At 57.7% G+C, this 22,794-nt stretch carries 31 protein-coding genes; 18 read left to right on the plus strand and 13 right to left on the minus strand.

Annotated features, from left to right (window positions below; genetic code table 11):
• The first annotated feature begins 67 nt into the window (after nucleotides 1-67).
• From HS103_00535 to HS103_00555, 5 genes are all read left to right on the plus strand, one after another.
• Entirely contained in the window at nucleotides 68-253 is a 186-nt protein-coding gene (locus HS103_00535; GenBank protein MBE7511286.1) for a hypothetical protein, read from the plus strand.
• Entirely contained in the window at nucleotides 228-617 is a 390-nt protein-coding gene (locus HS103_00540) for a hypothetical protein (GenBank protein MBE7511287.1), read from the plus strand. Before HS103_00535 ends, HS103_00540 begins: the two co-directional genes overlap by 26 nt.
• A complete protein-coding gene (locus tag HS103_00545; protein ID MBE7511288.1) occupies nucleotides 554-805 on the plus strand; it encodes a hypothetical protein in 252 nt (83 codons plus the stop codon). The genes HS103_00540 and HS103_00545 overlap by 64 nt, the downstream gene beginning before the upstream one ends.
• Nucleotides 806-1,394: 589 nt before the next feature.
• Nucleotides 1,395-1,646 (plus strand): hypothetical protein, encoded by a 252-nt coding sequence (locus tag HS103_00550; protein MBE7511289.1) that lies wholly within the window; start codon nucleotides 1,395-1,397, stop codon nucleotides 1,644-1,646.
• Nucleotides 1,647-1,804: 158 nt separating this feature from the next.
• A complete protein-coding gene (locus HS103_00555; protein MBE7511290.1) occupies nucleotides 1,805-1,960 on the plus strand; it encodes a hypothetical protein in 156 nt (51 codons plus the stop codon).
• A gap of 84 nt (nucleotides 1,961-2,044) precedes the next feature.
• Here the strand turns inward: HS103_00555 and HS103_00560 are convergent, their stop codons facing one another.
• The 8 genes from HS103_00560 to HS103_00595 form a co-directional block, all read right to left on the minus strand.
• Nucleotides 2,045-2,401, minus strand: a complete 357-nt coding sequence (locus HS103_00560; protein ID MBE7511291.1) for a hypothetical protein — start codon at nucleotides 2,399-2,401, stop codon at nucleotides 2,045-2,047.
• A 125-nt stretch (nucleotides 2,402-2,526) separates the two neighbouring features.
• The gene (locus HS103_00565) at nucleotides 2,527-2,811 is read right to left on the minus strand and encodes a hypothetical protein (protein ID MBE7511292.1); all 285 of its coding nucleotides are present in this window, start codon (nucleotides 2,809-2,811) and stop codon (nucleotides 2,527-2,529) included.
• The gene (locus HS103_00570) at nucleotides 2,808-2,999 is read right to left on the minus strand and encodes a hypothetical protein (protein MBE7511293.1); all 192 of its coding nucleotides are present in this window, start codon (nucleotides 2,997-2,999) and stop codon (nucleotides 2,808-2,810) included. The genes HS103_00565 and HS103_00570 overlap by 4 nt, the downstream gene beginning before the upstream one ends.
• 234 nt (nucleotides 3,000-3,233) lie before the next feature.
• On the minus strand, nucleotides 3,234-3,665 hold the full coding sequence (locus HS103_00575; GenBank protein MBE7511294.1) for an MBL fold metallo-hydrolase: 432 nt from the start codon (nucleotides 3,663-3,665) through the stop codon (nucleotides 3,234-3,236).
• Nucleotides 3,666-3,905: 240 nt separating this feature from the next.
• On the minus strand, nucleotides 3,906-4,211 hold the full coding sequence (locus tag HS103_00580; protein MBE7511295.1) for a hypothetical protein: 306 nt from the start codon (nucleotides 4,209-4,211) through the stop codon (nucleotides 3,906-3,908).
• A 20-nt stretch (nucleotides 4,212-4,231) separates the two neighbouring features.
• The gene (locus HS103_00585; GenBank protein ID MBE7511296.1) at nucleotides 4,232-4,402 is read right to left on the minus strand and encodes a hypothetical protein; all 171 of its coding nucleotides are present in this window, start codon (nucleotides 4,400-4,402) and stop codon (nucleotides 4,232-4,234) included.
• Nucleotides 4,371-4,628, minus strand: a complete 258-nt coding sequence (locus HS103_00590) for a hypothetical protein (GenBank protein MBE7511297.1) — start codon at nucleotides 4,626-4,628, stop codon at nucleotides 4,371-4,373. Before HS103_00590 ends, HS103_00585 begins: the two co-directional genes overlap by 32 nt.
• Before the next feature lie 16 nt (nucleotides 4,629-4,644).
• Nucleotides 4,645-4,857: a hypothetical protein gene (locus HS103_00595; GenBank protein MBE7511298.1), complete on the minus strand. Its 213-nt coding sequence runs from the start codon at nucleotides 4,855-4,857 to the stop codon at nucleotides 4,645-4,647.
• A gap of 464 nt (nucleotides 4,858-5,321) precedes the next feature.
• On the opposite strand from HS103_00595, the gene HS103_00600 reads away from it, so the two are divergent.
• The 9 genes from HS103_00600 (at nucleotide 5,322) to HS103_00640 (ending at nucleotide 15,816) form a co-directional block, all read left to right on the plus strand.
• The gene (locus HS103_00600) at nucleotides 5,322-5,525 is read left to right on the plus strand and encodes a hypothetical protein (protein ID MBE7511299.1); all 204 of its coding nucleotides are present in this window, start codon (nucleotides 5,322-5,324) and stop codon (nucleotides 5,523-5,525) included.
• A gap of 446 nt (nucleotides 5,526-5,971) precedes the next feature.
• Nucleotides 5,972-6,931: a GDP-L-fucose synthase gene (locus tag HS103_00605; GenBank protein MBE7511300.1), complete on the plus strand. Its 960-nt coding sequence runs from the start codon at nucleotides 5,972-5,974 to the stop codon at nucleotides 6,929-6,931.
• A gap of 5 nt (nucleotides 6,932-6,936) precedes the next feature.
• Nucleotides 6,937-7,377 (plus strand): NUDIX domain-containing protein, encoded by a 441-nt coding sequence (locus HS103_00610; protein ID MBE7511301.1) that lies wholly within the window; start codon nucleotides 6,937-6,939, stop codon nucleotides 7,375-7,377.
• A 6-nt stretch (nucleotides 7,378-7,383) separates the two neighbouring features.
• A complete protein-coding gene (gene tsaB / locus HS103_00615) occupies nucleotides 7,384-8,079 on the plus strand; it encodes a tRNA (adenosine(37)-N6)-threonylcarbamoyltransferase complex dimerization subunit type 1 TsaB (GenBank protein MBE7511302.1) in 696 nt (231 codons plus the stop codon).
• Nucleotides 8,080-8,156: 77 nt separating this feature from the next.
• On the plus strand, nucleotides 8,157-11,111 hold the full coding sequence (locus HS103_00620; protein ID MBE7511303.1) for an NHLP bacteriocin export ABC transporter permease/ATPase subunit: 2,955 nt from the start codon (nucleotides 8,157-8,159) through the stop codon (nucleotides 11,109-11,111).
• A gap of 53 nt (nucleotides 11,112-11,164) precedes the next feature.
• Nucleotides 11,165-11,731, plus strand: coding sequence for a Uma2 family endonuclease (locus HS103_00625; GenBank protein ID MBE7511304.1), 567 nt, complete (start codon nucleotides 11,165-11,167; stop codon nucleotides 11,729-11,731).
• 48 nt (nucleotides 11,732-11,779) lie between these two features.
• Nucleotides 11,780-12,655, plus strand: a complete 876-nt coding sequence (locus HS103_00630) for a GNAT family N-acetyltransferase (GenBank protein ID MBE7511305.1) — start codon at nucleotides 11,780-11,782, stop codon at nucleotides 12,653-12,655.
• A 421-nt stretch (nucleotides 12,656-13,076) separates the two neighbouring features.
• Nucleotides 13,077-14,870 carry a peptide ABC transporter substrate-binding protein gene (locus tag HS103_00635; protein MBE7511306.1) on the plus strand — a complete coding sequence of 598 codons (1,794 nt, stop codon included), beginning with the start codon at nucleotides 13,077-13,079 and terminating at the stop codon, nucleotides 14,868-14,870.
• Nucleotides 14,871-15,018: 148 nt separating this feature from the next.
• Nucleotides 15,019-15,816 (plus strand): DUF554 domain-containing protein, encoded by a 798-nt coding sequence (locus HS103_00640; protein ID MBE7511307.1) that lies wholly within the window; start codon nucleotides 15,019-15,021, stop codon nucleotides 15,814-15,816.
• A 110-nt stretch (nucleotides 15,817-15,926) separates the two neighbouring features.
• Here HS103_00640 and HS103_00645 read toward each other — a convergent pair whose 3' ends face one another.
• From HS103_00645 to HS103_00655, 3 genes are read right to left on the minus strand one after another with little or no spacing between them, the layout of a single operon-like run.
• Entirely contained in the window at nucleotides 15,927-16,577 is a 651-nt protein-coding gene (locus HS103_00645; GenBank protein MBE7511308.1) for an MOSC domain-containing protein, read from the minus strand.
• 28 nt (nucleotides 16,578-16,605) lie between these two features.
• The gene (greA, locus tag HS103_00650) at nucleotides 16,606-17,073 is read right to left on the minus strand and encodes a transcription elongation factor GreA (GenBank protein ID MBE7511309.1); all 468 of its coding nucleotides are present in this window, start codon (nucleotides 17,071-17,073) and stop codon (nucleotides 16,606-16,608) included.
• 27 nt (nucleotides 17,074-17,100) lie between these two features.
• Complete coding sequence (locus HS103_00655) at nucleotides 17,101-17,406, minus strand: hypothetical protein (protein MBE7511310.1); 306 nt, start codon at nucleotides 17,404-17,406, stop codon at nucleotides 17,101-17,103.
• Between the two features lie 178 nt (nucleotides 17,407-17,584).
• Here HS103_00655 and HS103_00660 point away from each other — a divergent pair, with 178 nt between their 5' ends.
• Nucleotides 17,585-18,058 carry a hypothetical protein gene (locus HS103_00660; protein ID MBE7511311.1) on the plus strand — a complete coding sequence of 158 codons (474 nt, stop codon included), beginning with the start codon at nucleotides 17,585-17,587 and terminating at the stop codon, nucleotides 18,056-18,058.
• Nucleotides 18,037-18,939 (plus strand): PmoA family protein, encoded by a 903-nt coding sequence (locus HS103_00665; GenBank protein ID MBE7511312.1) that lies wholly within the window; start codon nucleotides 18,037-18,039, stop codon nucleotides 18,937-18,939. Before HS103_00660 ends, HS103_00665 begins: the two co-directional genes overlap by 22 nt.
• Nucleotides 18,940-19,081: 142 nt before the next feature.
• Here HS103_00665 and HS103_00670 read toward each other — a convergent pair whose 3' ends face one another.
• Both HS103_00670 and HS103_00675 read right to left on the minus strand, forming a co-directional pair.
• Entirely contained in the window at nucleotides 19,082-20,041 is a 960-nt protein-coding gene (locus HS103_00670) for a homoserine kinase (protein MBE7511313.1), read from the minus strand.
• On the minus strand, nucleotides 20,038-21,231 hold the full coding sequence (locus tag HS103_00675) for an aminotransferase class I/II-fold pyridoxal phosphate-dependent enzyme (GenBank protein ID MBE7511314.1): 1,194 nt from the start codon (nucleotides 21,229-21,231) through the stop codon (nucleotides 20,038-20,040). The genes HS103_00670 and HS103_00675 overlap by 4 nt, the downstream gene beginning before the upstream one ends.
• A 209-nt stretch (nucleotides 21,232-21,440) precedes the next feature.
• On the opposite strand from HS103_00675, the gene HS103_00680 reads away from it, so the two are divergent.
• Nucleotides 21,441-22,067, plus strand: coding sequence for a hypothetical protein (locus tag HS103_00680; GenBank protein MBE7511315.1), 627 nt, complete (start codon nucleotides 21,441-21,443; stop codon nucleotides 22,065-22,067).
• Nucleotides 22,060-22,761, plus strand: coding sequence for a sugar transferase (locus HS103_00685; protein ID MBE7511316.1), 702 nt, complete (start codon nucleotides 22,060-22,062; stop codon nucleotides 22,759-22,761). Before HS103_00680 ends, HS103_00685 begins: the two co-directional genes overlap by 8 nt.
• Nucleotides 22,762-22,794 lie beyond the last annotated feature (33 nt).

Raw genomic sequence — 22,794 nt, forward strand, 5'->3', positions numbered from 1 at the left:
CGGCTTGCCGCAATGCATTGTTGTCATCGAGAGCGGTATTAGGACTGCCCCACCAAGCCAGAACCCTTTGGCGAAGGGGTGGAAATCCACCGTATGGGGGCAACACCTTCCAGGCGGAGAGGGCGTCGCCCTGCCGGTGAACCCACCGATGAATCCCTTCCGGTATGGGCGAAATGGGCGGCGGCGGGCAGCCTCCCCTATCGACGCGGCGGGGATAGGGCAGCCCTTTGCGCTCTCGCCTGATGCCCTCTGATCTTAGACACAGCAGGGACGATCATCGCCACGACACCGAACGCCGCTCCCTACATTGGACGCCCATTGAAGACCCCAATTTCCTCGGCGCGGGCATTTATGTTCGTGGACAGCTTGTTGGGCGGGTGGCGGTGGGGATGGCGCTTGGGGCAATGAGCGAGGCGCAGCGCGAGACATTGGGGCAATCAGCAGCGGGTGCTGGCGGCAGCCCTGATCAGCGGACTTTGGCGCTTGGGTTTGGGGTGATTCTCTCGTGGCGGATCAGCACCCCGCCCGTCACCTCATGGCAGGCGTCCGGCGGTTGGCGGCGGGTGAATGGAATACGCCTATCGAGCGCGGGGCAAGAGGCGAATTTGGCGATCTGACGGACGCCTTCAACGGCATGGCAGGGGATCACCGCCAGCAAAAGTTAAACAGGCAGATGGTTGGGGATATTGCCCACGATTTGCGCACGCCCCTTTCGGTGATGATGTTAGAAATTGAGGCGATTGAAGCCGGCTACCAAACGCCCACCGAAGCCGCCGCCGCTCCCGCGAGGAAGTCGGTTGGTTGAGCCGTATGGTGGACGATCTCCGTTTGCTCTCCCTGATGGATGCCGACCAAATCACGCCCAACGGGAGAATGTCCCCTGGGTGACTTTCTCCGTTCGATTCACGATTTTGGGCAACAGCGGCGGAATCGGAAGGGCGCACGATGCGTCTAGACCTTCCCAACGCCTTCCGACGGTGGATGTCGACCCTCCCGCTTGCGGCAGATCATTAGCAACCTGATCGATAACGCCTTGCGCCACACCCGCCCGGGGCGATGCGATCACCCTTTCTGGGCGCGTGGGCGAGGGCGCTATGATTGTGGCAGTCAGCGACGAGGGCGAAGGCATTGCCCCGACGCGCTCCCCCATATTTTGATCGCTTCTACCGCGCAGATCGCTCGCGGCAGCACCACCCCGATGGCTGGAAACGCGATGGGGCGGGCTAGGCTTGAGCATCACCAAACGGCTGGTCGAACTTCATCAAGGTGCGATTCACGTCCAAAGCACCCTGGGGCGGGGACAATCTTCACCGTCCACTTCCTGTTAACCTGAGCGGTGTGCTACGATCTCTCGTAAACAGCATCACAAGTTGCACGAAAGATCACCAACCGTCATGAATCCTGCTATGATGAAACGCGCCGGACTGCTCATTGGCGTCCTTGTTTGTGGTGTACTTGCCTTTGAACTGACGATGACCTTCCTGCGCCAGCGCACCGTTTCCATCACCATCCGCACCACCGGATCAGCGGTGACGGCCCCCACCCTGTTCCCCCTGACGGGCGATGCCACCCCCCGACGCCCATCCCTGAAGATGCTCGGCAGATTGGGAAAGCAATGCTGGCAGCACGATCTTCATTGCCCGTGATGGTGTTGTGCTGCTTGATGTGACATGGGATTACCGCATTGGTCCCGCGTTTTCCGCCGACACTGATCCGCGCTGATGTGACTGATGGTCAAGGGGATTGTTGCCGCCCACAGCCACACGATCACCTGTGATCAGGTGAACGCGCTCGCCTGTTCGGGGTGGCGACGATCCTGCCCACCTTCAATGAACAGGATGGCGTTGGCGAGGGCGGGCTTTGGCAAACGGGGCGCTATATGCTCAACATCACCCGCGCCTATGCCGGGCTGCGTCCAGAGATCATTCTCCGCCGTGAAGTGACGGTGATCAACGAGTGAATCAGGCGAAAGCCCAATTCGCCCGCACCCGGTAGGGCGGCTATGCCCTCTCTCAGTTGCTGAAAGGAGCTAAAAGGGCGGGCGTCAGGGGCGCTCACCCCTGCCTGGCTGCCCCACGCTTTGCCGCACCCTCTGCCCCACCGAGGCTTTCGGCGCCAGTTTGATCGGCTTGTTCGGCAAGGCGGTCTGAGCGGCTGCGCGAATCGGCGGGAAGGTTGCTGATGCCATACCCGTGTGCGAATACACATCGTCCATGGCGGCGATCATGTCTTCCAGCGAGGCAACCTCGTTGCGAATTTGATCCTGCAAGCGCCGCGCCCCAGAGCTATCGAGTTCCTTCACATCCATCAACTGCATTTTGGCGTGGACGGCGCTCAGTTGGGCAATGGTCGAATCCATCTTGATTTCAATGCGCTTGACGAGGGCGGCAACCTGATTCAAGTCCCCGCCAGTGATTCCTTAATCTCCAACGCCCGCTGCAATTCTGCCTTTACGGTGGGTCTTCCTCAAGGCTCAAGCGGCGCTTCAACGCCTGAATTTCCGTTGGCACTTGGCGGCGATCCCGCTCAATGATCGGATTCGACCCAAGGTATCGATGCTCTTGGCAAGGCGGTAGATGCTCTCGATCCAGTCGTTGATTTGGCTGGCAGTGTCATCAAGGCAACGCGCATGGCGCTGCTCTGCTTGCCAACGAACTCATCAATGATGCGCTTGTATTCAAGCGCCTTCACCAACTGTTGGCGGGCATAGAGATCCTGAATATCGCCGGGGTCGAACTGCTCTTTGAGGATGCGCAAGTTCGCCTGTTCGCGTGCTTTCGGATCGGTCAGCGTCGCCACAAGGTAGATCACCTCTGATCACCCCCAATTGCCAACCACAACCAGTTTGCCATCCCCGAAAAAGCTGAATACCGGAAAAAGCAATGATCGTCAAGCCAATGGTGATTGCACTCGGTGCGGTGAAAAGCATCGCTCAGCATCGCCCGAAAAGTATTCATCCGTATGTCGTCAATTGGGCTGCGCTTGTCATCTCTTGCCATAATAGGGGACGTCCTTTTCGCTGTTCGTCAGGGTTTATTAGGGTTTATGATGGTTAATCATGGGCGGTGACGGTGGGGTGATCTGATAGCGCTCTCCTGTTTGAGAGAGATACCCAGCCTTCACCTTTGATCGTGCTGGCTGATCAGCAAGGCGCGGTGTTCCAGCACCCAAGCTTGCCATTTCGCTTGGTCTCTAAAGTCACCAACGGCCCGGTATCGTAGCTCGTCATCCAGCTAAGCCGCTCGAAGTGAATCATATAACTTGCCAAATCGCTCAGAAATAAGGCGTGCTGCCCCTCGCTGCTGAGCAGGATCGATTGGTGACCGGGCGTATGACCGGGCGTTACAACGCCGCGCACACCGCAAAATGTCGGTGTCCCCATCCAATAAGGTCATCTGCCCACAGTCAAGCAGCGGTTGGAAATTCGGCTCGTAGTAGGTGCTGCGCGTCCGTTCATTCGTGTGGGTGGCGTCCTCATACTCTCGCCGCTGCACGTAATAGTGAGCGCTGGGAAAGGTCGGCCCAATCCCTTGGCGGTAAAGAGGGGTGTTCCCCGAACAATGATCGGCGTGCAAGTGCGTGTTAATGACCATATCGATCTGGTCAGGGGCAACCCCTTGCCGCGCTAACCCTCCAGAAGGGTCCTCGCTGCGCAGCAGCCCCACCCTCCTTCATTTTATCGGTCAGCTTATCGCCTAAGCCCGTATCCACGAGAATTAGCTTCCCGTGCGCCCGAATCAAGAGGCAGGTCAGGGTCATGGGATTTGGTTTTCCGCGTTTGGCTGAAGGTAATCGCGGTAAAGCGCACGCGGACAAGCTCAGCGACCGCCGGCATCGACATGAACTGTGCCATCGGTGAGAAAGTAGAGTTGGAAAGCGCCTAAGTGAATCATAGGTGAATCATATCACGTCTGTTGCGTGTTAATCTGTGTGTTCAGGTATTCCTCTATCGGCAGACGGGGCGAGATTGCCCCTTCATCGGCTATCATACGATCGCTCTGCTGGCTTGCTATCTGAATACGTTCAATGAGGGCGGCACGTTCCATCTCAGGAAGAAATGCCGCCTCTGCTGCCGTTTGGGTCAGACTCTGAAGAACGTCTAGTGTCCAGCCATGTGCTATCGCCGTCCGATAATATTCCTCGCTAAGCGTCACATCGCAGATCGCCGGATCGTCAGTGTTCAGCGTCACCCGCAAGCCGGCTGCCATCATGCGCTGGATGGGGTGGTCCTTCAGCGAGGGACAACGCCGCTCTGGATATTGCTGGTGGGGCAGACCTCAAAGACAACGCCCATTTCCGCCGCCAGAGCAACCGTCAGTTCATCCTCAAAAATCCTGACCCCATGCCCAATCCGCCGTGCGCCCATCGCCTCAATCGCATAGCGAATGTTGTGGGGCGCCATCCCACTCCCCCGTGCAAGGAGACAAACATTCCGGCGCGGCGTGCCTCCCGAAACAGATTGCGAAAGGGCGCAGCGGAAACCCGCGCTCTTGCCCGCACAGATCGACGGCGACAATTCCGCGCTGCTGTTGATCGAGAGCCGCTTGGATCGATCCCTCGGCGTCGCTGAGGCTCTCGTGGCGGTTCACGGCGACAATCAGACGAACCTCAATACTGCGTCCAGCCATGCCATCGCGCACGCCATCACACACCCACGTAACCACATCGGGAAAGGTGAACCCCCTGCCCGTCCCAATGCCTTTGGGTGAAGCGCAGTTCCATATACCGAATGTTATCGGCGGCGGCGTCCTCCACCGCCTCCCGCGCCGCACGATAAACGACCTCTGGGGCGCAGTAAACCCCGCAAACGGCAAACTTGGAGAGGAAATGATCGGCAGTCCTCGGCGCGCCGGGCATCACTTGCACATAGGGGCGCAGTAACTCGGCGCGGTTGAGGGGACATCTAGGGCGTATTGTTCGGCAACCTCGGCAAGGGTGGTCAGACGAATCGACCCTCCAAATGGCGGTGGAGTTCGATCTTGGGCATGGCGGCAATGGTGGCGCGTAAATCTGGCACAATAGTCCCCTGCAGATGGTAGAACAAATTGTACCACCGTGAGCATAGGCGTGCTGGCTTTACGCACTAGCACCTCGCCACAGCGATAGGGAAGGTTTTCCCTCCCCTTCCGTGTGCTGAGCGGGCAGCAACAGGGTAAATGCATAACGCCTATAATAATTCCTAATATTGTTTGAAGAAAGAGGAATACCATGTCATTGATTGTCCACTTTCTCCGCGCCTCCAAAAGCAAGACAGTCAAAACAAAGTCCGCCTGCGGGATTTGCAAAGGCAAATTGAAGCAGAACGGCCACGTAGCGACCTGATGCAGATACAAAATGAGAACGAACGGCTGAACGGGTTAGCGAAAGGGCAGGCGGAAGTAGAACGACTGCGGGCATTTTTGTCTACACTATTTGCATGCAGTACCCTCACTGGTTGGACGGCAACCAGCCTTCTTACAAGAAGGACGGGCGTCGTTCGTTTTCCCTTGATCACCACCGCCTGCCCACCGGCAAGTGTATCGTGATAAGCGGGGCTGTCAACCACTGAGGGGTCAATCTCGTTAAAAAATGCTATAGGCGAGGGAGTATCCATCCCGAACCGAATTGCGTTGTTCAACACGCTGCACAAACAAGATATTTTTACGGCGCTGAGTCAGGGAAAAGCCCAGTTGTACTTCACGCCTTCCGATGTCGATTTGCACATTAAATGAAGGGGATCGGCGCTGGAACTATAACCTGCGCCCGCCGAGGGAGGCGATTTACCAACGCTCCCTAGCCTCTCCTAAAAAATGTGTGTACCCTTAAAGGATACTGCCTGAAAAGGCATGATAGTCTAGAACATATTTCAAAAACCCCTATCCCCCTACCCCCTTTCCCTGCAAGCGGGGAAAGGGGGTGAACAACCCCTCTCCGTTTACGGGAAGGGGCAAGGGGTGGGGTTTTGAAATGACGTGTAGGCAAGGAACACAGCATGACACATGAAACAACCTTTTGGAATGGCAAGCGAGTCTGGGTCACCGGTGGCGCAGGCTTTTTGGGGCGCAATGTGGTTCGGGGCTTAGAGCGCCAAAACGCCACTGTCTTTGCCCCGCGCAGTGCTGAGTACGATCTTCGCGAGATTGGCGCGGTTCGCCGCGCCCTGAACGACCTCCGCCCGCAGGTGATCATCCACCTCGCCGCAAAGGTCGGCGGGATCGGAGCGAATCGCCTTCATCCGGCGGATTTCTTCTATGAAAATCTGATGATGGGTGTCCAGCTTTTCCACGAGGCATGGCGGGCGGGCATTGAAAAATTCGTCGTCGTCGGGACGATCTGTTCGTATCCCAAATTCACCCCCATCCCCTTCAAAGAGGAAACCCTCTGGGATGGCTATCCTGAGGAGACGAACGCCCCTTATGGCTTGGCAAAGAAGATGCTGCTTGTGCAAAGCCAGTCCTATCGCCAGCAGTACGGCTTCAACAGCGCCTACCTGATGCCCGTCAATCTCTACGGACCGGAAGATAACTTTGACCCCGAAAGCAGCCATGTGATCCCCGCCCTGATCAAAAAATGCGTTGAGGCAAAGCAGCGCGGCGATGAATCAATTGAGGTCTGGGGCGATGGTTCACCGACGCGGGAGTTCCTCTATGTGGAAGATGCCGCTGCGGGGATTTTGCTTGGGGCAGAAAAGCTGGAAACAAGCGAACCGGTCAATCTTGGCAGCCACTTTGAGATCAGCATCAAGGAACTTGTCGAGGTGATTGCCGAACTGACAGGGTTCACGGGCAAGCTAATCTGGGATACCAGCAAACCGAACGGACAGCCACGCCGCAAACTAGACACCACCCGTGCCAAAGCATGGTTTGGCTTTGAGGCTACCACGCCCTTCCGCGATGGGCTGCGCCGCACGATTGATTGGTACGTTCAGCACCAGCAGCAAACGGTGAGGTAAGCAGCGTGCAGCGCGGCAAAGATTACATTGGGGTGGGCGTCGGGGCGATCATCGTTGATGAACAGGGGCGACTGTTCCTTGCCAAACGCGGCGAAAAAGCTCGCAATGAACGCGGCTTGTGGGAGTTTCCCGGCGGCTCTGTCGAATTTGGCGAGCGCCTCACCGATGCCCTCATCCGCGAAATGTATGAAGAATTTGGGATCATTATCGGCGTTGAGGAGATGCTCACCGTAACCGATCATATCCTTCCCGAAGAAGGGCAGCATTGGGTATCCCCATCCTACATCTGTCACATTGCCAAAGGGACGCCCACCATCCGCGAACCAGAGAAATGCGCGGCGATTGACTGGTTTGCCCTAGAGGACATTCCCTCCAACCTGACCCAAGTCACCGGGCATGATCTTGCTCTCTACCGCGCCTACCTTGCCGGAAAGACGAATCGCTAAGGGCTTATGCTGCTTGCCATTGACACCGCCACCCGGTTGATCAGCCTCGCCCTCTACGATGGGCATGATCTTCATGCCGAACGCACCTGGCGCACGGCAAATCAGCACTCTGCCGAACTTATGCCCGCCATTCAGCACATGCTGGCGGCGGCGGGTATTCTCCCCACCACCCTAACGGCGCTCGCCGTCAGTCAGGGTCCGGGGTCATTCAATGGGCTGCGCATTGGCATCAGCACGGCAAAAGGGCTGGCAATGGCGCTCCGCCTACCGCTCATCGCCATTCCCACGTTGGAGGTTGTGGCGGCACAACACCGCCCCGCCCCTGCCGATCCTCCTTACTTTGGGGCGACAGCCCAAGCTGGACGCGGGCGGGTCTGCCTTGCGTGGTATCGTTGGCAGCATGGACAGACGGGCGAGGGTGGGCGGTGGGCAGCCGAGGGATCGCCCCACATCGTCGGGTGGGAGGCGCTCATCGCGGCGGCGAACGCGCTTGGTGGGGCGCTCATCGGCGGAGAGATCGATCCAGCGGGGCGGGCGGCGCTCACCGCGGCTGGAATCCCTTACGTGGGGGCGGCGACAATGCTCCGGCGGGCGGGTTATCTTGCCGAGCTTGCCTGGGCGCGGTGGCAGGCGGGGGATTTCGGTCCGCCAGAGAGCGTAACCCCCATCTACCTTCACCAGCCCGGCGTGCCGCATCCCTAAGCGCTGCCCGTTACTGATCATTTGCGCGATCCCCTCTTTTCGGTCACACTTTGGGCGTACAACAGGGGTGATTCACGATGTCTGTACTCTCGCGCTTGGAGGCGGCAAACCCGCCAAACGACAACGATTTTGTCGAGATGCTGTTGCTCGAACGCTTCAAGGCGGATTATGAGCAAGTCCCCGTTGCCAGCAACAAGCCGATTATCCTCAACGACCCGGCGTCGGTCTATCTTGTCTTTCGCGGGCGGGTCGATGTCTTTTCTGCCCCCATCCAAGAGGGGAACATCGTCGGGCAGCGCCAACACCGTTTTCGCGCCGATGCGCCGCTTCTGGTTATGGGCGTTTCGGCAGAGGATACCGGCTATGGCTTTCTGGTCACTGGGGGGGGCGAAACAGAGGCGTTGCGCGTCACCCGCAGCCGCTTTCAAGAGCTTGCCGCACAGGATGAAAACCGCGCCGCAATTGCCGCGCTGCTCAATGGCTGGCTGATAAACCTCTACAGTGGGCTGGTGCGGGGCGTTCCCCCGAAAGAATACACCCAACTAGAGGCGGGCAAGACAACCTCGCTCAAATTGGATGCCATTGCCCGCGCCACACGGGGCGTCGTTTGGGTGCGGGCGGTAGAGGGTGAACTGCGCTATTTAGGGCGGACGGATGTCCCCGCCCTTGATGCCGCCCTACCCTTTCCAGCGGCGGGGGCAATGTGGCTGCAAGCGGCACGCAGCAGCAAGGTCGAGGCGATTGATACCGCCGCTCTGCTGACCCATGAAAACGGGTGGGAAGTGATCGATTCCTTTGATCGGTTTGTTATGCGCGAGATCGTCACCGGCGCCACCCGTGCCGACGCTGCCGAACGCGAACGGCTGAAAAACCGCTCTGCCTCAGATACCATCCGCGTGAGCAACGCCCTTCAACAGCTTGCCGCGCCGCTTGCCGCCGAGGGATCGCGGGACTTTCCCGCCGATATGAACACGGAAGACCCTCTCTTAGCCGCTTGCCAGATTGTCGGCACGGATATAGGGATCGCCGTCCGCCCCCATCCCGATATGCTGCGCGGGAAAAAGCTCCGCAACCCGTTGCAAGATATTGCGAAGGCATCGCGCTTCCGCACCCGCTCGGTAGCACTCAAAGAGGAATGGTGGAAAACCGATTCTGGTCCACTGCTTGGCTATTGGGAAGAAGGCAAACGCCCCGTCGCCCTCATTGCCGAAACGCCTGGGACGTATGTCGTCCGCGACCCCGCCACCCGCAAAGAAGTACCCGTCACCGCTGAGGTTGCCGATAACCTGAGTTACTTTGCCCATGCCTTCTACCGCCCTTTCCCAGAAACCCCCCTTACCGGCTGGCAGGTGCTGCGTTTTGCGGCAAAAGGCATCTGGCGCGATTTACTCACCGTCGTCCTCATGGGGCTGTTCGTGGGCGTCCTGACGACGGCGACGCCCCTAGTGACGGGCATTATCTTCGAGAGCGTGATTCCGGGTTCGGATCGGGCGCAGCTGCTTCAGCTTGGCATTGTCCTGATCATGGTCTTTCTTGCCTCTGCCGCCTTCACCATGACGCGCAGCATCGCCATTTTGCGCGTGGAAGGGCGTGTCAGCAGCACCGTGCAGGGGGCGCTCTGGGATCGCCTGATCAACTTGCCGACGCCATTTTTCCGCCGCTATGCCTCAGGCGATTTGGCGGCGCGGGCGTTGGGCTTGGAAGTCATCCGTGAGGCAATCACCGGACCGACCATCAATGCCCTGCTCAGCGGGATTTTTTCTATTTTTAATTTGTTCGTGCTGCTGGCGTTTGATGCGCGGGTGGCGGGCGTCGCTATGCTGTTGGTGATCGTCGCCGTCGGGGTGACGATGGGCTTTGGCTTGGCACAGGTGCGCATCCAGCGGCAGATCACCGCGCAGCAGGGGAAAATCTCCGGTCTCATTTTGCAGATCGTCTCTGGCGTGGCGAAATTTCGTACCGCCGGAGCGGAAAATCGGGCGTTCAGCCTTTGGGCAAAGGAGTTCAGCGAACAAAAAACCCGTTCCTTCCGCGCCCGCATCGTACGGAACTACCTTATTACGTGGTCAAGTGTTTTTCCCATCTTGGCGACGATGCTCATTTTCGCCGCCACCCGCGCCACCGGACGAGAGGTCTCCACAGGCGGGTTCATCGCTTTCTACACGGCGTTCACCCTCTTTTTGGGCAGCGCCCTTGAATTGGGGATGGTCTTCGTTGGGTTGTACGCTGTCTTGCCCCAATACGAGCGCGTTAAGCCCATCCTTGAGATGCTCCCGGAGGTCGATTCAACGAAAAGTGACCCAAGCGAGATCACGGGCGATATTGAGGTCAGCCATGTGTCCTTCAAATACAAGGACGATGGTCCGCTCATTCTGCGCGATGTCTCCTTTCATATTCAGGGGGGCGAATTTGTCGCCCTTGTGGGAGCATCTGGGTCAGGAAAATCCACCATGCTCCGTCTTTTACTCGGCTTTGAGATGCCCGAATCGGGCGCGATCTTCTATAACGGGCAAGACCTTGCTGGCTTGGATGTCCGTGCCGTGCGGCGACAGTTGGGCGTTGTCTTGCAAAGCAGCCAACTGATGGCAGGGACGATCTACGAAAATATCGTTGGGCAGGCGGGCTTGAGCATTGACGAAGCATGGGTCGCCGCACGCATGGCGGGCTTGGAAGAAGACATTAAGGCAATGCCGATGGGGATGCACACCGTCATTGGCGAAGGCGGCAGCACCTTTAGCGGCGGACAAAAGCAGCGGCTGCTCATCGCCCGCGCCATTGTGACGAAGCCCCGCGTCATGTTTTTTGACGAGGCAACCAGCGCCCTTGATAACCGCACCCAAGAGGTGGTCACCCGCAGTTTGGATACGCTGGACGCCACGCGGATTGTCATTGCCCATCGCCTCAGCACGATCATCAACGCCCACCGCATCATTGTCATGGAGCGTGGTGAGGTTGTTCAGCAGGGGTCGTACAAGGAACTGGTTGGGCAGGCGGGCTTGTTCGCAGATTTGGCACGGCGGCAGTTGACGTAAGTGGTAAAATAAGAAATGAGCTAAAAAATAAGGATCGGAAAAAGGGTAGGGTGATGGCTGTTCAGATTACCCACATGACAAACGAGGCATTCCGCGCCTATGAGAATTTGCCGGAACATGCCCACCACTCCTTAGAACTTTTGGAGGGGATACCCTACCATATGCCATCGCCAAGTCCCCTCCACCAAAAAATTGTCTTTATCCTTTCAGGATTACTCTATCTCTATCTGACTCAACACCCTCTTGGGGATGCCTATGGCGATAACTTAGATTACGAATTGGCAGAAGGAATTATCCTCAAGCCTGCTCTCTCTTTTGTCTCCAAAGAGCGGGCGCCGACCCTCCCCAAACGGTATACGATTGCTCCCGATTTGGTGGTGGAGGTTATGTCGCCAACGAACAGCCATGCCGAAATCAGCAAAAAGATTGAGACCTTTTTTCGGCACGGCACGCGCCTTGCCTGGGTGATTGAGCCTGAAGACCGCCTAGTGCGCGTTTATCGCCCAGAAACAGACGGAAGTATCAATGTGCGCGTTTTGACGGCAACCGATACCTTAGAGGGTGGCGAGGTGCTGCCCGCCTTTGGGGTCACCGTCAGCGATCTGTTTCCGACACGCTGATTGCCGTCCAATCAGCGAGGGTACGCCAAAGAGTAAGGAACGCTCCTCATGCTCCACATAGTTCGCCCATGGGAACAGATCGATAACGACGTATTAACGGTCTTTTATGCCGACTGCGCCGCACACGACGGCATACTTGCCGTCCCGCCCCCCCCTTTTTCGGAACTGATTGATCAGCTAAGCGTGCGGACGGTCTGCCTTACCACAGAGGGCGGGACGATATGCGCCGCTGGCTATGCCCGCGTTGGGGAGACAACGGCGACACTCTTTGGGGCGGTGCATCCCACCTGGCGCAAACGGGGCTTAGGGCGGGCATTGATCGCCGCCCTTGAAGATGCCGCCCAACGCCCGATGCTCCATGTGCGTTCGGAGGCGCTTCACCCTGATGCCGAAAGGCTGTTCGCCGCCTGCGGCTATCGCAAAGATTTCAGCGAGTTTTGGCTGCGCCGAGACCTCATCGCGCCGATCCCACGCTTTGAACCGCTGCTTGTCGAAACATGGACAATGCGCAACGCCTCCCGCTTTTTTGAAACCTATGTTGCCGCCTTTAGCACACGTCCGCGTGGGACAACCGATGCCGATGCCAGCGGCTGGATCGCGGAATATGACAGCGACCCCGATTTTCGCCCCGAATTGTCTTACCTTGCCATGATGGAAGGGCGCGATGCCGCTTTTGTTACCACCTTTGCTGGTAGCCCCCACCCCGACACGGGCTACATTGGGCAGATCGGAACGCACCCCGATTTTCGCAGGCGGGGCATTGCTCAGCGGCTTTTGGGCTTGGTTATGGCACGCTTCGCTGTCAAGCATGTCCCCGCCCTCGACATCCACGTTGGGGAGGACAACCCAGAGGCGATCCGCGTCTATGAGGGGGTGGGTTTTGTCCGGCAGGGGCGGCGCGGGCGCTATATCAAAACGCCGTAAATACGGCTGAGGATACTCCCCTAGGATTTAGGCAATTGAACATGTTTACTCCGTATTTATCAAAAGGGGGTGAGGTGTATTCAAGCCCCGAAGGGGCGGCTGCTTTCAGCCCGCTGCTTTAGTGGCGGGCGCTCACGGACGGCGATGGGCGCAAGCATTGCGCCCCTAATCTCAACAGCCCCTAGTTCCCGGACAAGCCTTTTAGCGGCGGGATCATAAGCGCTCTTCCCCTTTTCACCGTCGTCGCACTTAGCGGCAATCCAACCAACAAGGGTGCTGCAATAGATGAGTATCTTCTCATTTTAAATGGGTGGTTGCCTCTTGACCGCCCTTGCGGGTAAGATTATCAAGGTATGTGGCGCACAAAACGCCACTCCGTGATTCTAACCGTCTCTAACTAAATCTTTTGGAGGATGGTACTATGCGTAAGTTTCATTTGAAGGGGCTGCTGCCCGTTCTCGCGTTGGTGGCGATTGCTCTCGCTCCCGTTGGGACGCTCTCAGCCGCCGTTGCCGCCCCTGAAAACGTTGTTGTGATCGCCAGCCCGATGGCACAGGCAACCGAGCCTGTCACCATCTACGGCGCGACCACCGCTCAAATTAACAGCCTTGACCCCCAATACGCCGAAGATTCCGTTTCCATCCCGCCAGTGGAAAATCTGTTCCTCGGTCTGACCGATCTCGACCCTAAGACGACGGCTGTCCGCCCCGAAGCGGCGTCGAAGTGGGAAGTGAACGAGGCAGGCGACACCTGGACGTTCACCCTCCGCGATGACATCCCATGGGTCCGTTACAACCCCGCCACGAAGGAAACCACCGAAATCCGCAAGGTGACGGCGCAAGACTTCGAGTACGGGATCAAGCGTGCCTGCAACCCCAACACAACCTCCTACTACGCCTCCGTTGTGGCGGCAATGATCGAGGGCTGTGATACGGCACGTGCCATTGACCCTGCTGCCTTCAAGCCCGAAGACCTTGATCAGGTTGGCGTGAAGTCGCTTAGCGATACCCAGTTGGAAGTCAAGACGAAGGGACCCTTGGGTTTCTTCCTCAGCGCCAGTGGTATGTGGGTACTGCGTGCCACCCCGAAGGAAGCCATTGAAGAATTCGGTGATCGCTGGACAGAGCCGGGCAACATTATCACGAATGGTCCGTTCGTCCTTGCCGAATGGGACAAGCCGGTCAACCGTGTATTCCTCAAGAACACCCTCTATCCCGAAGCCGTCAATGACAACTACGGTGGCAACATCGAGCGTGTCAGCACGATTGTCGTCGGTGATGGTGGGTCGATCTGGAGTCTCTACCAGAACAGCGAAATCGAGTCCTCTGGCGTTCCTGCGGCTGAACTTCAGCGCGTGCGTGGCGATGCCGAACTGAGCAAAGAACTGCGCCAGACGAGCGACCTTGCCGTGTTCTACTTTGGGTTCATGTTCGATAAAGCGCCGTTCGATAACGTCCATGTTCGCCGCGCCTTCAGCGCCGCGCTGGATCGCAAGGCGTTTGTGAGCGAAACCCAGCAAGATCAGGGTGTGCCAATGGCGCACTTCATGCCCCCCGGTATTCGCGGCGCAGTGCCGATCAACGAGGTTGGTATTGGGCAGCCCGATACCCCCGGCTTTGATGCTGCTTTTGCCAAGAGCGAGATGGAGGCAGGCGGCTTCCCGAACTGCGAAGGCTTCCCCGAAGTCAATATCGCCGTATATCAGGGCGCCAGCGATTGGGCGCAGTTCCTCCAGAACGCTGTCCAAACGAACCTCGGCTGTGATCCTTCCAAGATCATCATTGAGGAAGTTGAATTCGGCGTCCTGCTCAGCACCATCAAACGGGCAACCCCCGTTGCGCAGCGCCCGCACATGTTCACCCTCGGTTGGGGACCGGACTACCCGGATGCCCACAACTGGATTCATGACGTGCTAAGCTGCAATGCCGATAACCCCTTCAACCGCCCCTGTGACGAGGCGCTTGATGGCAAGATCGACGCCGCCGCAACGGAAACCGATCCGTTGAAGCGTGAGCAGATGTACCGTGAATTGGAAGAAGCCTTCTTTGGCGCAGACGGGGTGTTCCCCATCGCGCCGTTGTTCTTGAACATCAATATCTTCATGGTCAAGCCATGGTACACGGGCTTCTTCGAGACCGACGGTCTCTTTGGCGGTCCGCACTGGAACAGCCGGAAGGTTGACCAAGCCGCACAGCTTGCTGCTCGCGGGAACTAGCCTCAAATCGATGGGGTGATCTTCTAAACAGGATCACCTCAATAGGAAAAGCGTGGGGTGATCCCAATAATACAGGATCACTCCCCCATTCACCCGGCGTTATGCCGGGTTTTCGTTGTCTCACCTAACCCATGAAGGACACATCCCTGTGACTGGCACATTCCTCAATCTGATCACGATCATTTTAGGCAGCCTCGTCGGGCTTTTGATAGGCAACCGGCTGACGGAGAAAATGCAAGAATCAGTGATGATGGGCTTGGGCTGCGTCACCTTGACCATTGGCGTCCAAAATGCGATGGGCAGCGGCAACATTATCCTTCCGGTGCTGGCAATCGCTGTGGGGGCAATCGTGGGCGAGGCACTCGATCTCGATGGGGCGTTAAAGCGCTTCGGCGGCTGGTTGCAGAGTCGCGTCGCCGCGATGGGCGTTTCGGAGAGCGCTGCTGACATAACCAAAGCCGATCAGGGGCGGATACGCTTCATCACCGGCTTTGTCACCGCCAGCTTACTGTTCTGCATCGGACCGATGGCGGTGTTGGGGTCGATCCAAAACGGTATTGATGTGAACGAAGTCCGCCTGTTGGCGATCAAATCGACGCTCGATCTCTTTGCATCGGCGGCGTTGGCGTCCACCTTAGGGATAGGCGTCATGTTCTCGATTATTCCCACCCTTCTGTTGCAAGGTGGCTTTTCTGTGGTGGGGATGTTCATTGCGCGGGCAGCAGCGGCAGGAACAGCGGCAACTATCGGCTTATCGCGCACGAATCCCTACCTTGTTGAACTCTCGGCAACGGGTGGTTTGGTGTTGATTGCCCTCGCCTTCATCTTGATGAATATGAAACAATCGCGGGTGGCAAATTTCCTTCCTGCGCTGGTCATTGCGCCCTTGCTGGTGGGCTTAGCCGCGCTGCTGAATATCGCCATTTACCCCCCGCCCATTCCCTAAGTGTCCCTGGCGCTTTAGCGCCGGGCTGAAAGCCGTCACCCTTTGTGCGGGTGGAAAGGGATATTCCTACATCCCCTTACATTCCCATCGGGGGTTTGTTTTGGTTGCCCTTAGCCAGCGAGGATTTCGGCAAGTTTTTCCTCATTTTCTGTCCGGGCGCGAATGGCAATCGGCGCGGCAAGCAGCCGGCGCAGTTCGCCTTCGCTGATCGGATTCTCGTAGTACAGACGGAACATCTCACCCGCTGTGATCAACACATCACCCGTATAGGGTTCAAGGCGCACCGCATCACCGGCTTGGACGCACCCGGTCTGAATCACGCGGCAGTACAAGCCCGGACGTTCCGCCGCCCGAAAGCGCTTCACAAAGGTGGGATCGCCCATCCGCGTTGCCAATGTTACACAGGGGATGCGCGGCGAGGTGATTTCCAAGATAACCTCTCCTACATGGAGGCGATCTCCAATGTGTAGTGGGGCAGATTCCAACCCACTGATAGTGAGGTTATCCCCGAACATCCCCGGCTCAAGATCATGCCCCAACTGTGTCCCCCACCACGCATAATCGATGTCACCATAGACATACACCGCCTGATCCGGTCCGCCGTGATGTTTTTTGTTCATCACGTTGTCCCCCTCCAAGCCCAATGCGTTGATCTGAACGGGATTGGGCGTGGTGTGTTTGTAGATTCCGGTGATGATTTCAACCTTACCGCCTCGGTTCATGGGCTGCGGCGTACCAAGATTCACGCTGAGAAGGTGCATGATCGTTCTCGCTTATAAAGAGCTAGACCTATTTAATGGCTTTAATGACAAAGGTGACCACCCCACTGGGGGTTTCCACCTTCACCTTGTTCCCTTGTTTCTTGCCTAAGAGAGATTTTCCCAACGGGCTTTCGTTAGAAATTCTCCCCTCGCGGGGGTTTGCCTCCGCCGCACCGACGATAATGTAGGTTTCTGGGGGGTCGTTCCCTTCCTGAACGGTCACTTCGCTGCCAACTTGGATCGTCTTGCCCCTTGTTTTGTCATTGCTGATGATCGTTGCCGCCCGCAGAAGTTCCTCAAGGTGATTGATGCGCCCTTCGAGGAATGCCTGCTGCTCTTTGGCATCTTGGTAATCGGCGTTTTCAGAAAGGTCGCCCTGCGAGATCGCCTCTTTTAATTTGGCGGCAAGTTCGGGGCGCTTTACCGTTTTTAACTCATCAAGTTCACGGCGCAGTTCAGCCGCGCCTTCCTCGGTGAGGTATTGAACATCGCTCATCGGATGCAGTTCCTCCTAAGCGGGGTGCTAACGGGGCAGAACCACCGCAATAATGATGATCAAGACGAACAATGCACCAGCCAAAACCGCTAAATTACGAAGGTCTTTTAAGACATAAGCGTAATCTTGGCGCAATTCCTCTTGGGTGGGGATGCGCCGGCTGGCAGACCCCATGACCGAACGGCTGGCAACGCGCACGGTTGCCCCGCCTGCCACCATCACCTCGCCTTTATCGGCTTTCTTCTCTTTATCTTGCCCGCTCAGTTCGGCGCGGGCGCGTTCCAAGACATCCGCCGATAAATTCGGGCGGCGCTCACTCTTTTTCTTTGCCATGGATGGCTCTCCTCAGAATTAGGTTTGTTTTTTTAGGGTTGCCCAAGCGCTTATTTTACCATATGGGGCAGCGTCGCTAAAGGAACGAATCATGAAAACAAGGAGGGACGGATTGGGAATCGTTTGTCTCAAGAAGGGCTATAATCAGGTTGCCTTACCTGCTGAGGAAAATCCGATCATGAATCCACTTCTTGAGACATGGCAGATCAACGCCCGCATCACCCTCTATGTGCTGGGCGCGGTTGCTCCTGAGGCACTGAAGGCGGGAAAGGCGCTCAAACTGCGCACTGTTGCCGCGCAGTTTGCCCATATCCACAACGTGCGTCTCATGTGGCTGAAAGAGGCTGCCCCCGATCTATTGGAGGGGTTGGATGCTTCTGGCGCAGGGAAATTTGATCTTGCCCTCAACCCCGATGCCACTGAACTGCGAACGGCATTAGACGCATCGGCGGGAGCGATCAGCGTGTTGCTTGAACGGGGGTTGGAGTCTGGAAAGATTAGAGGGTTTAAACCCCATGCGACGGCGTTCCTCGGCTATTTGATCGCCCACGAATCGTACCATCGCGCCGAAATTGGGATCATCCTCACCCACGCCGGACATCCACTTGAGAAAAAGGTTGCCTTTGGCATGTGGGAATGGGGCGTGCGGTGAGGGTTGTCTCAGAGGGCAGTAGTCTGCACCTCTACAGCGAACGTGCCGATAGATTCGGTCCTGATGGGTTGATGCTGACCTATCAGACCGCCCCCCCCATGCCTGCCGTCCATGCGCCGCGCCCCTACATCCACCCCCTGTATTCGCCACGCGGCGTTCTGCTCACCGAGGACGCCCCGCCCGATCACCCCTGGCATCGGGGCTTATCGATGACCTTTGTCGATGTGTCCGGGGTGAATTTCTGGGGTGGGCATACCTATCTTCAGGATCACGGTTATGTGCTGCTGGCGAATCACGGGCGAGTGGATCTGCTCAACCAAACCGTGCGTCTTCAAGGGGAGGGCAGCGGCGCTGCCTTTCATGAAACGTGGGCGTGGCGGAACGCTACCGGAGACGTGCTGCTGACGGAGGCGCGGCGGTGGGAGGTTTCTATTCCCCTCTTAGACCAACCAATACTCGTGATCACCATTTTCTCAAGATTCACAAACAGCACCGCGCATCCCTTACGGTTCGGCTCGCCCTGGACACAAGGGCGGGCGGGCGTGGGCTATGGCGGGTTATTTTGGCGCTTGCCCGCCGCGCTCACAGGGGGGACGTTTAATGCCCAGAGCGAAGCGGAGGTACTGAGCGCCCCCGATCCGTATGGGGTGGATAAGATGCATTACCACCTTGCTGGACGGCTTGACCTTCATTGGGAGGCGCGGCAGTTCCTGCCAGAGCAGATTCGGGCGACGGCATGGTTTGTCCGTCAGAAGGACTACCTCGGCATATGCGCCGCCTTTCCTTATGAGCGGCACTACGACCTCTTGCCGAGGGAGCGGCTTTACTTCTGGCATACGCTGAGCATGAGCGATGTTTATTGCAGTACCCTCACTGGTTGAACTGCAACCAGCCTTCTTACAAGAAGGACGGGCGTCGTTCGTTTTCCCTTGATCACCACCGCCTGCCTATCGGTAAGCATATCGTGCTAAGCGGGCTGTCAACCACTGAGGGGTCAATCTCACTGAAAAATGCTGTAGGTGTTTAGGCGATCACCCGCCATGTCGTTCCCGCTGCCGCCGGACGGGTCACTTGGGCGCTGAAGCCTATGCCCATCCCATAATAGACCTGAAACATCCCCTCCATGACGCGCTCGGCGGCGGACTTCGATTCGGTGAAGGAACAGATCGTTGGGCCCGACCCGCTGATCACCGTTGCTAATGCGCCGCGTTCCGCTGCCGCTACTCGCACTGCCCCTAACCCAGGGATCAGGTGTTCACGGGCGGGTTCAACGACCTGATCGTACATCATCGCCCGTCCCATAAGCGCCACATCACTGCGATAGAGGGCATGGATGAACAGCCCTAGCCCGCCCGTTTGATGCACCATCGTAGCAAGGGACACCTCACGGGGGAGGACAGCACGCGCCTCTTTTGTGGGGACGGCAACATCGGGGGTACAGATTGTTGCCCATAGTGTAGGCGGCACAGGCAGGGCGAACAACTGGCTCGCCTCCAATCCGGTGACGAGGACGAGTCCGCCGATGACCGCTGGGGCAACATTATCGACATGGCGTCCGCTGACAACGGCTTCCCCCTCCACCGCCGCCGCAATGACCATCCCCACATCTCCCCGCCCGCCAAAGAGGGCATTGACCGCCACCGCCCCGCCCGCCGCACTCGCCGCGCTGCTGCCCAAGCCGCTGGCAAGGGGCAGCCCCTTTTCTATCGTCAGGCAGACGCCCTGATCGGCAATATTCAAGGCATTCAACATTGCCTGTGCTGCAATACCCGCTGTGTTCTTTGCTGATTCGCGGGGGAGACGCCCGCCATCACCGCGAATGTCGTTAATCAGGACGCCGGGAGTTTCCGTTCGCTCGGCATAGATGGTGTCAAAGGGCTGTTCAAACGCCATGCCCAAGACATCGAAGCCAATGCCCAAATTGGCAATGGTCGCCGGAGCGCGAACTTCCACCCGGCGCGGCAGATCATCATAGAGACTCATGAAGGTATCACCGCTAAGGCTTGGCTCAGGTCAGCGATAAGGTCAGCAGCATCCTCAACCCCAATAGCAAAGCGGACAAGATTTCCGGTGATCCCTAATTCCAGACGTTCTTCCGGCGTTTTCTCAAAGAAGGACATCAGCGCGGGCTGTTCGATCAGGCTGTCCACGCCACCCAAACTCGGCGCAATATAGGGAATTTCCATGGCGTCAATGAAACGGCTGGTGTCTTCCAACGTCCCCCGCACGGTAAAGCTGACGACGCCACCGTAGCCGTTCATCTGCTTTTGGGCAATGGCGTGATCGGGGTGCGAGGGCAGCCCCGGATACCACACACGCTCTATGGCGGGGTGCGTTTCCAAAAACTCGGCAACGCGCTGCCCGGTTGCGTTCTGTTGGGCAACGCGCAAGCCAAGTGTTTTCAAACCACGCTCCAAAAGGTAGGCGCTCTGCGGATCAACGATCCCGCCGAGGACGCCGCGTGCATCACGCAGGGCGGCAATCCGATCTTTCCGTCCGGCGACAACGCCCGCCATGATGTCATGATGCCCGCCGAGGTACTTTGTGGCGCTGTGGACGATGTAATCAATGCCATAGGTCAGCGGGAGCTGGTTGATGGGCGTCCCAAAGGTGCTGTCGATAATCGTTTGCAGGCGGTGGCGTTTGGCAATCTCAGCAATCCGCGCCAGATCAACGCAGCGCAGGTAGGGGTTTGTTGGGCTTTCGGAGATGATAAAGCGCGTTCGTTTGGGCTGAATAGCGCCCTCCAATGCCTCGTAATCGCCCGTTTCGACAATGGTCGTCTCAATGCCGAGACGCTTCAGAAAGACCGTGCAAAATTGGCGTGTTCGGCGGTAACAATCGCTGGTCATGACGAGATGCGCCCCCGTTGGCAGGCTTGCCAGCAAGAGCGAGGTGATCGCCGCCATCCCAGAGGAAAAAAGCACGGCATCGCCCGCCCCCTCTAGAGCGGCAACTTTTGTCTCTACGGCACGGACGGTGGGGTTGCCATAGCGTCCATATTCTTCCCGCCCATGTATCCCATCACCCCAACTCTTGTGTTGCATAAAATCGATCAGATCGGCGCTGTCGGCAAAGGCGTAGGTTGCCGTCTGAACAATTGGCATGGGAATGGCTTGGTGGGCGCGGGTACGGTCATCGCCCCCATGAACGGAGAGCGTATTTTTGCCAATGGGCTTTTTGGGCGCGGCGTCGCTGCTATTTGGTGCGCTCCCACCTGATGTGCTGTCAAGCGGCGTCTCGGTTTGGTCGGGCGTCTTGGCGGTCACGGGTACGTTTTGTCTCCTCCTGAGGGTTGTGGCGGGCGACTGTAGCGCGGAATAGAGGGGAGGGCAAGGGCATTTTGCGCAAAGCACTAACGGTCATGGTATGATCCGCACCTATGATCAGCATGACCTCATCCTCCTCCTTGCCACGCCCAAACCTTGTTGAATGGTTTGGGGCGACTCTTGTCTTTGTTGCGGCTGTGGGCTATTGGCTGCCATGGCTGGCAAACCGATCCGCCGCACTCAGCGCGAATGCCCTTGACCTTGCCGAATGGGTAGGGTTAGCGCCTGCACAGCGGCAAATGTCCCCTCCCATGCCGGCATCGCTGGCGCTGCGGGGGGTGTTGGTTATCCTCGCCCTCTTGTTTGCCCTTCGCGGGCGGGCGCTGCGGCATTGGTTATTCTGGATTATCGCCCTTATCCTTGCCCTAACGCTCACCCCGCCGTTGGAGTTCTTTCGGGGGCAGTTTGCTGACCCCAATTATCAGCAGTTTGCCGGACTTGTCCTCAGCGCCCTGATCGGGATCGGCGTTGTGTTCGTCTTTCGGCAGGCGCGTTGGGCGTGGCGGGTTATTGAATCGGGTCTGGCGGTGGTGGGAATTAGCGCGGCGCTAATCGGCGTCAGTTCTGGTTTTGAGACTCTCGCCCGCACCGGTATGCCAACGCCTATCGGCTTGGGGGTCTTGGTCAGCGGTATGGCGCTCATGGCATGGGCAGTTATAGGAATAATTCCCCGTGACTGAGCTACACAGACCCCCCATCACCATTGTTCGCAACCCACTGAAACGCACCGTTGATAGTGTCCTTTCTGGGATTGGGTTGGTTGTGCTTGCGCCATTTATGCTCGTCATTGGCGTCGTCATTATGCGCGGGTCGCCGGGCGGCATGTTCTATTCCCAAATGCGTGTGGGACGGGCGGGCGTCCTTTTTCGTTGTTACAAATTTCGCACGATGGTCGCTGGTGCAGATAAACTCGGCGGCTCGATCACGATTAAAAATGACAGCCGGATCACTCGGATTGGTCAATTTCTCCGCCGCACAAAACTTGATGAACTCCCGCAGTTGTGGAATGTCCTTCGGGGGGAAATGAGTTTGGTTGGCTCACGCCCAGAAGTGCCGTCTGTTGTCGCCCATTACACGGCGGAACAATGGCATGTTTTCGCCATCCGTCCGGGGATCACCAGCCTTGCCACCCTTCACCTGCGGGATGAGGAAGCCATGCTCGCTCTAGCCAAAGACCCCGACACTGCCTATGAGACGGAATTCGTCCCCTTAAAAATCCGCTTGGCAATGACCCATGTGTATCGCAACTCGGTGATCTATGACACCTACATCTTGCTGCTGACCGTCTGGGCAGTGATCTTCCGGTTTTTACCGGTCAAAGAACACCCAGAGGTTGCCCACCTGCGCGACCGGTTGATGCGCGGGGAGGTCTAGCGCGGGCGAGGGATTTTGTCGGGGCGACCCTGT

It is taken from the genome of Anaerolineales bacterium (genome assembly GCA_015075625.1).
Lineage (GTDB): Bacteria > Chloroflexota > Anaerolineae > Aggregatilineales > UBA2796 > UBA2796.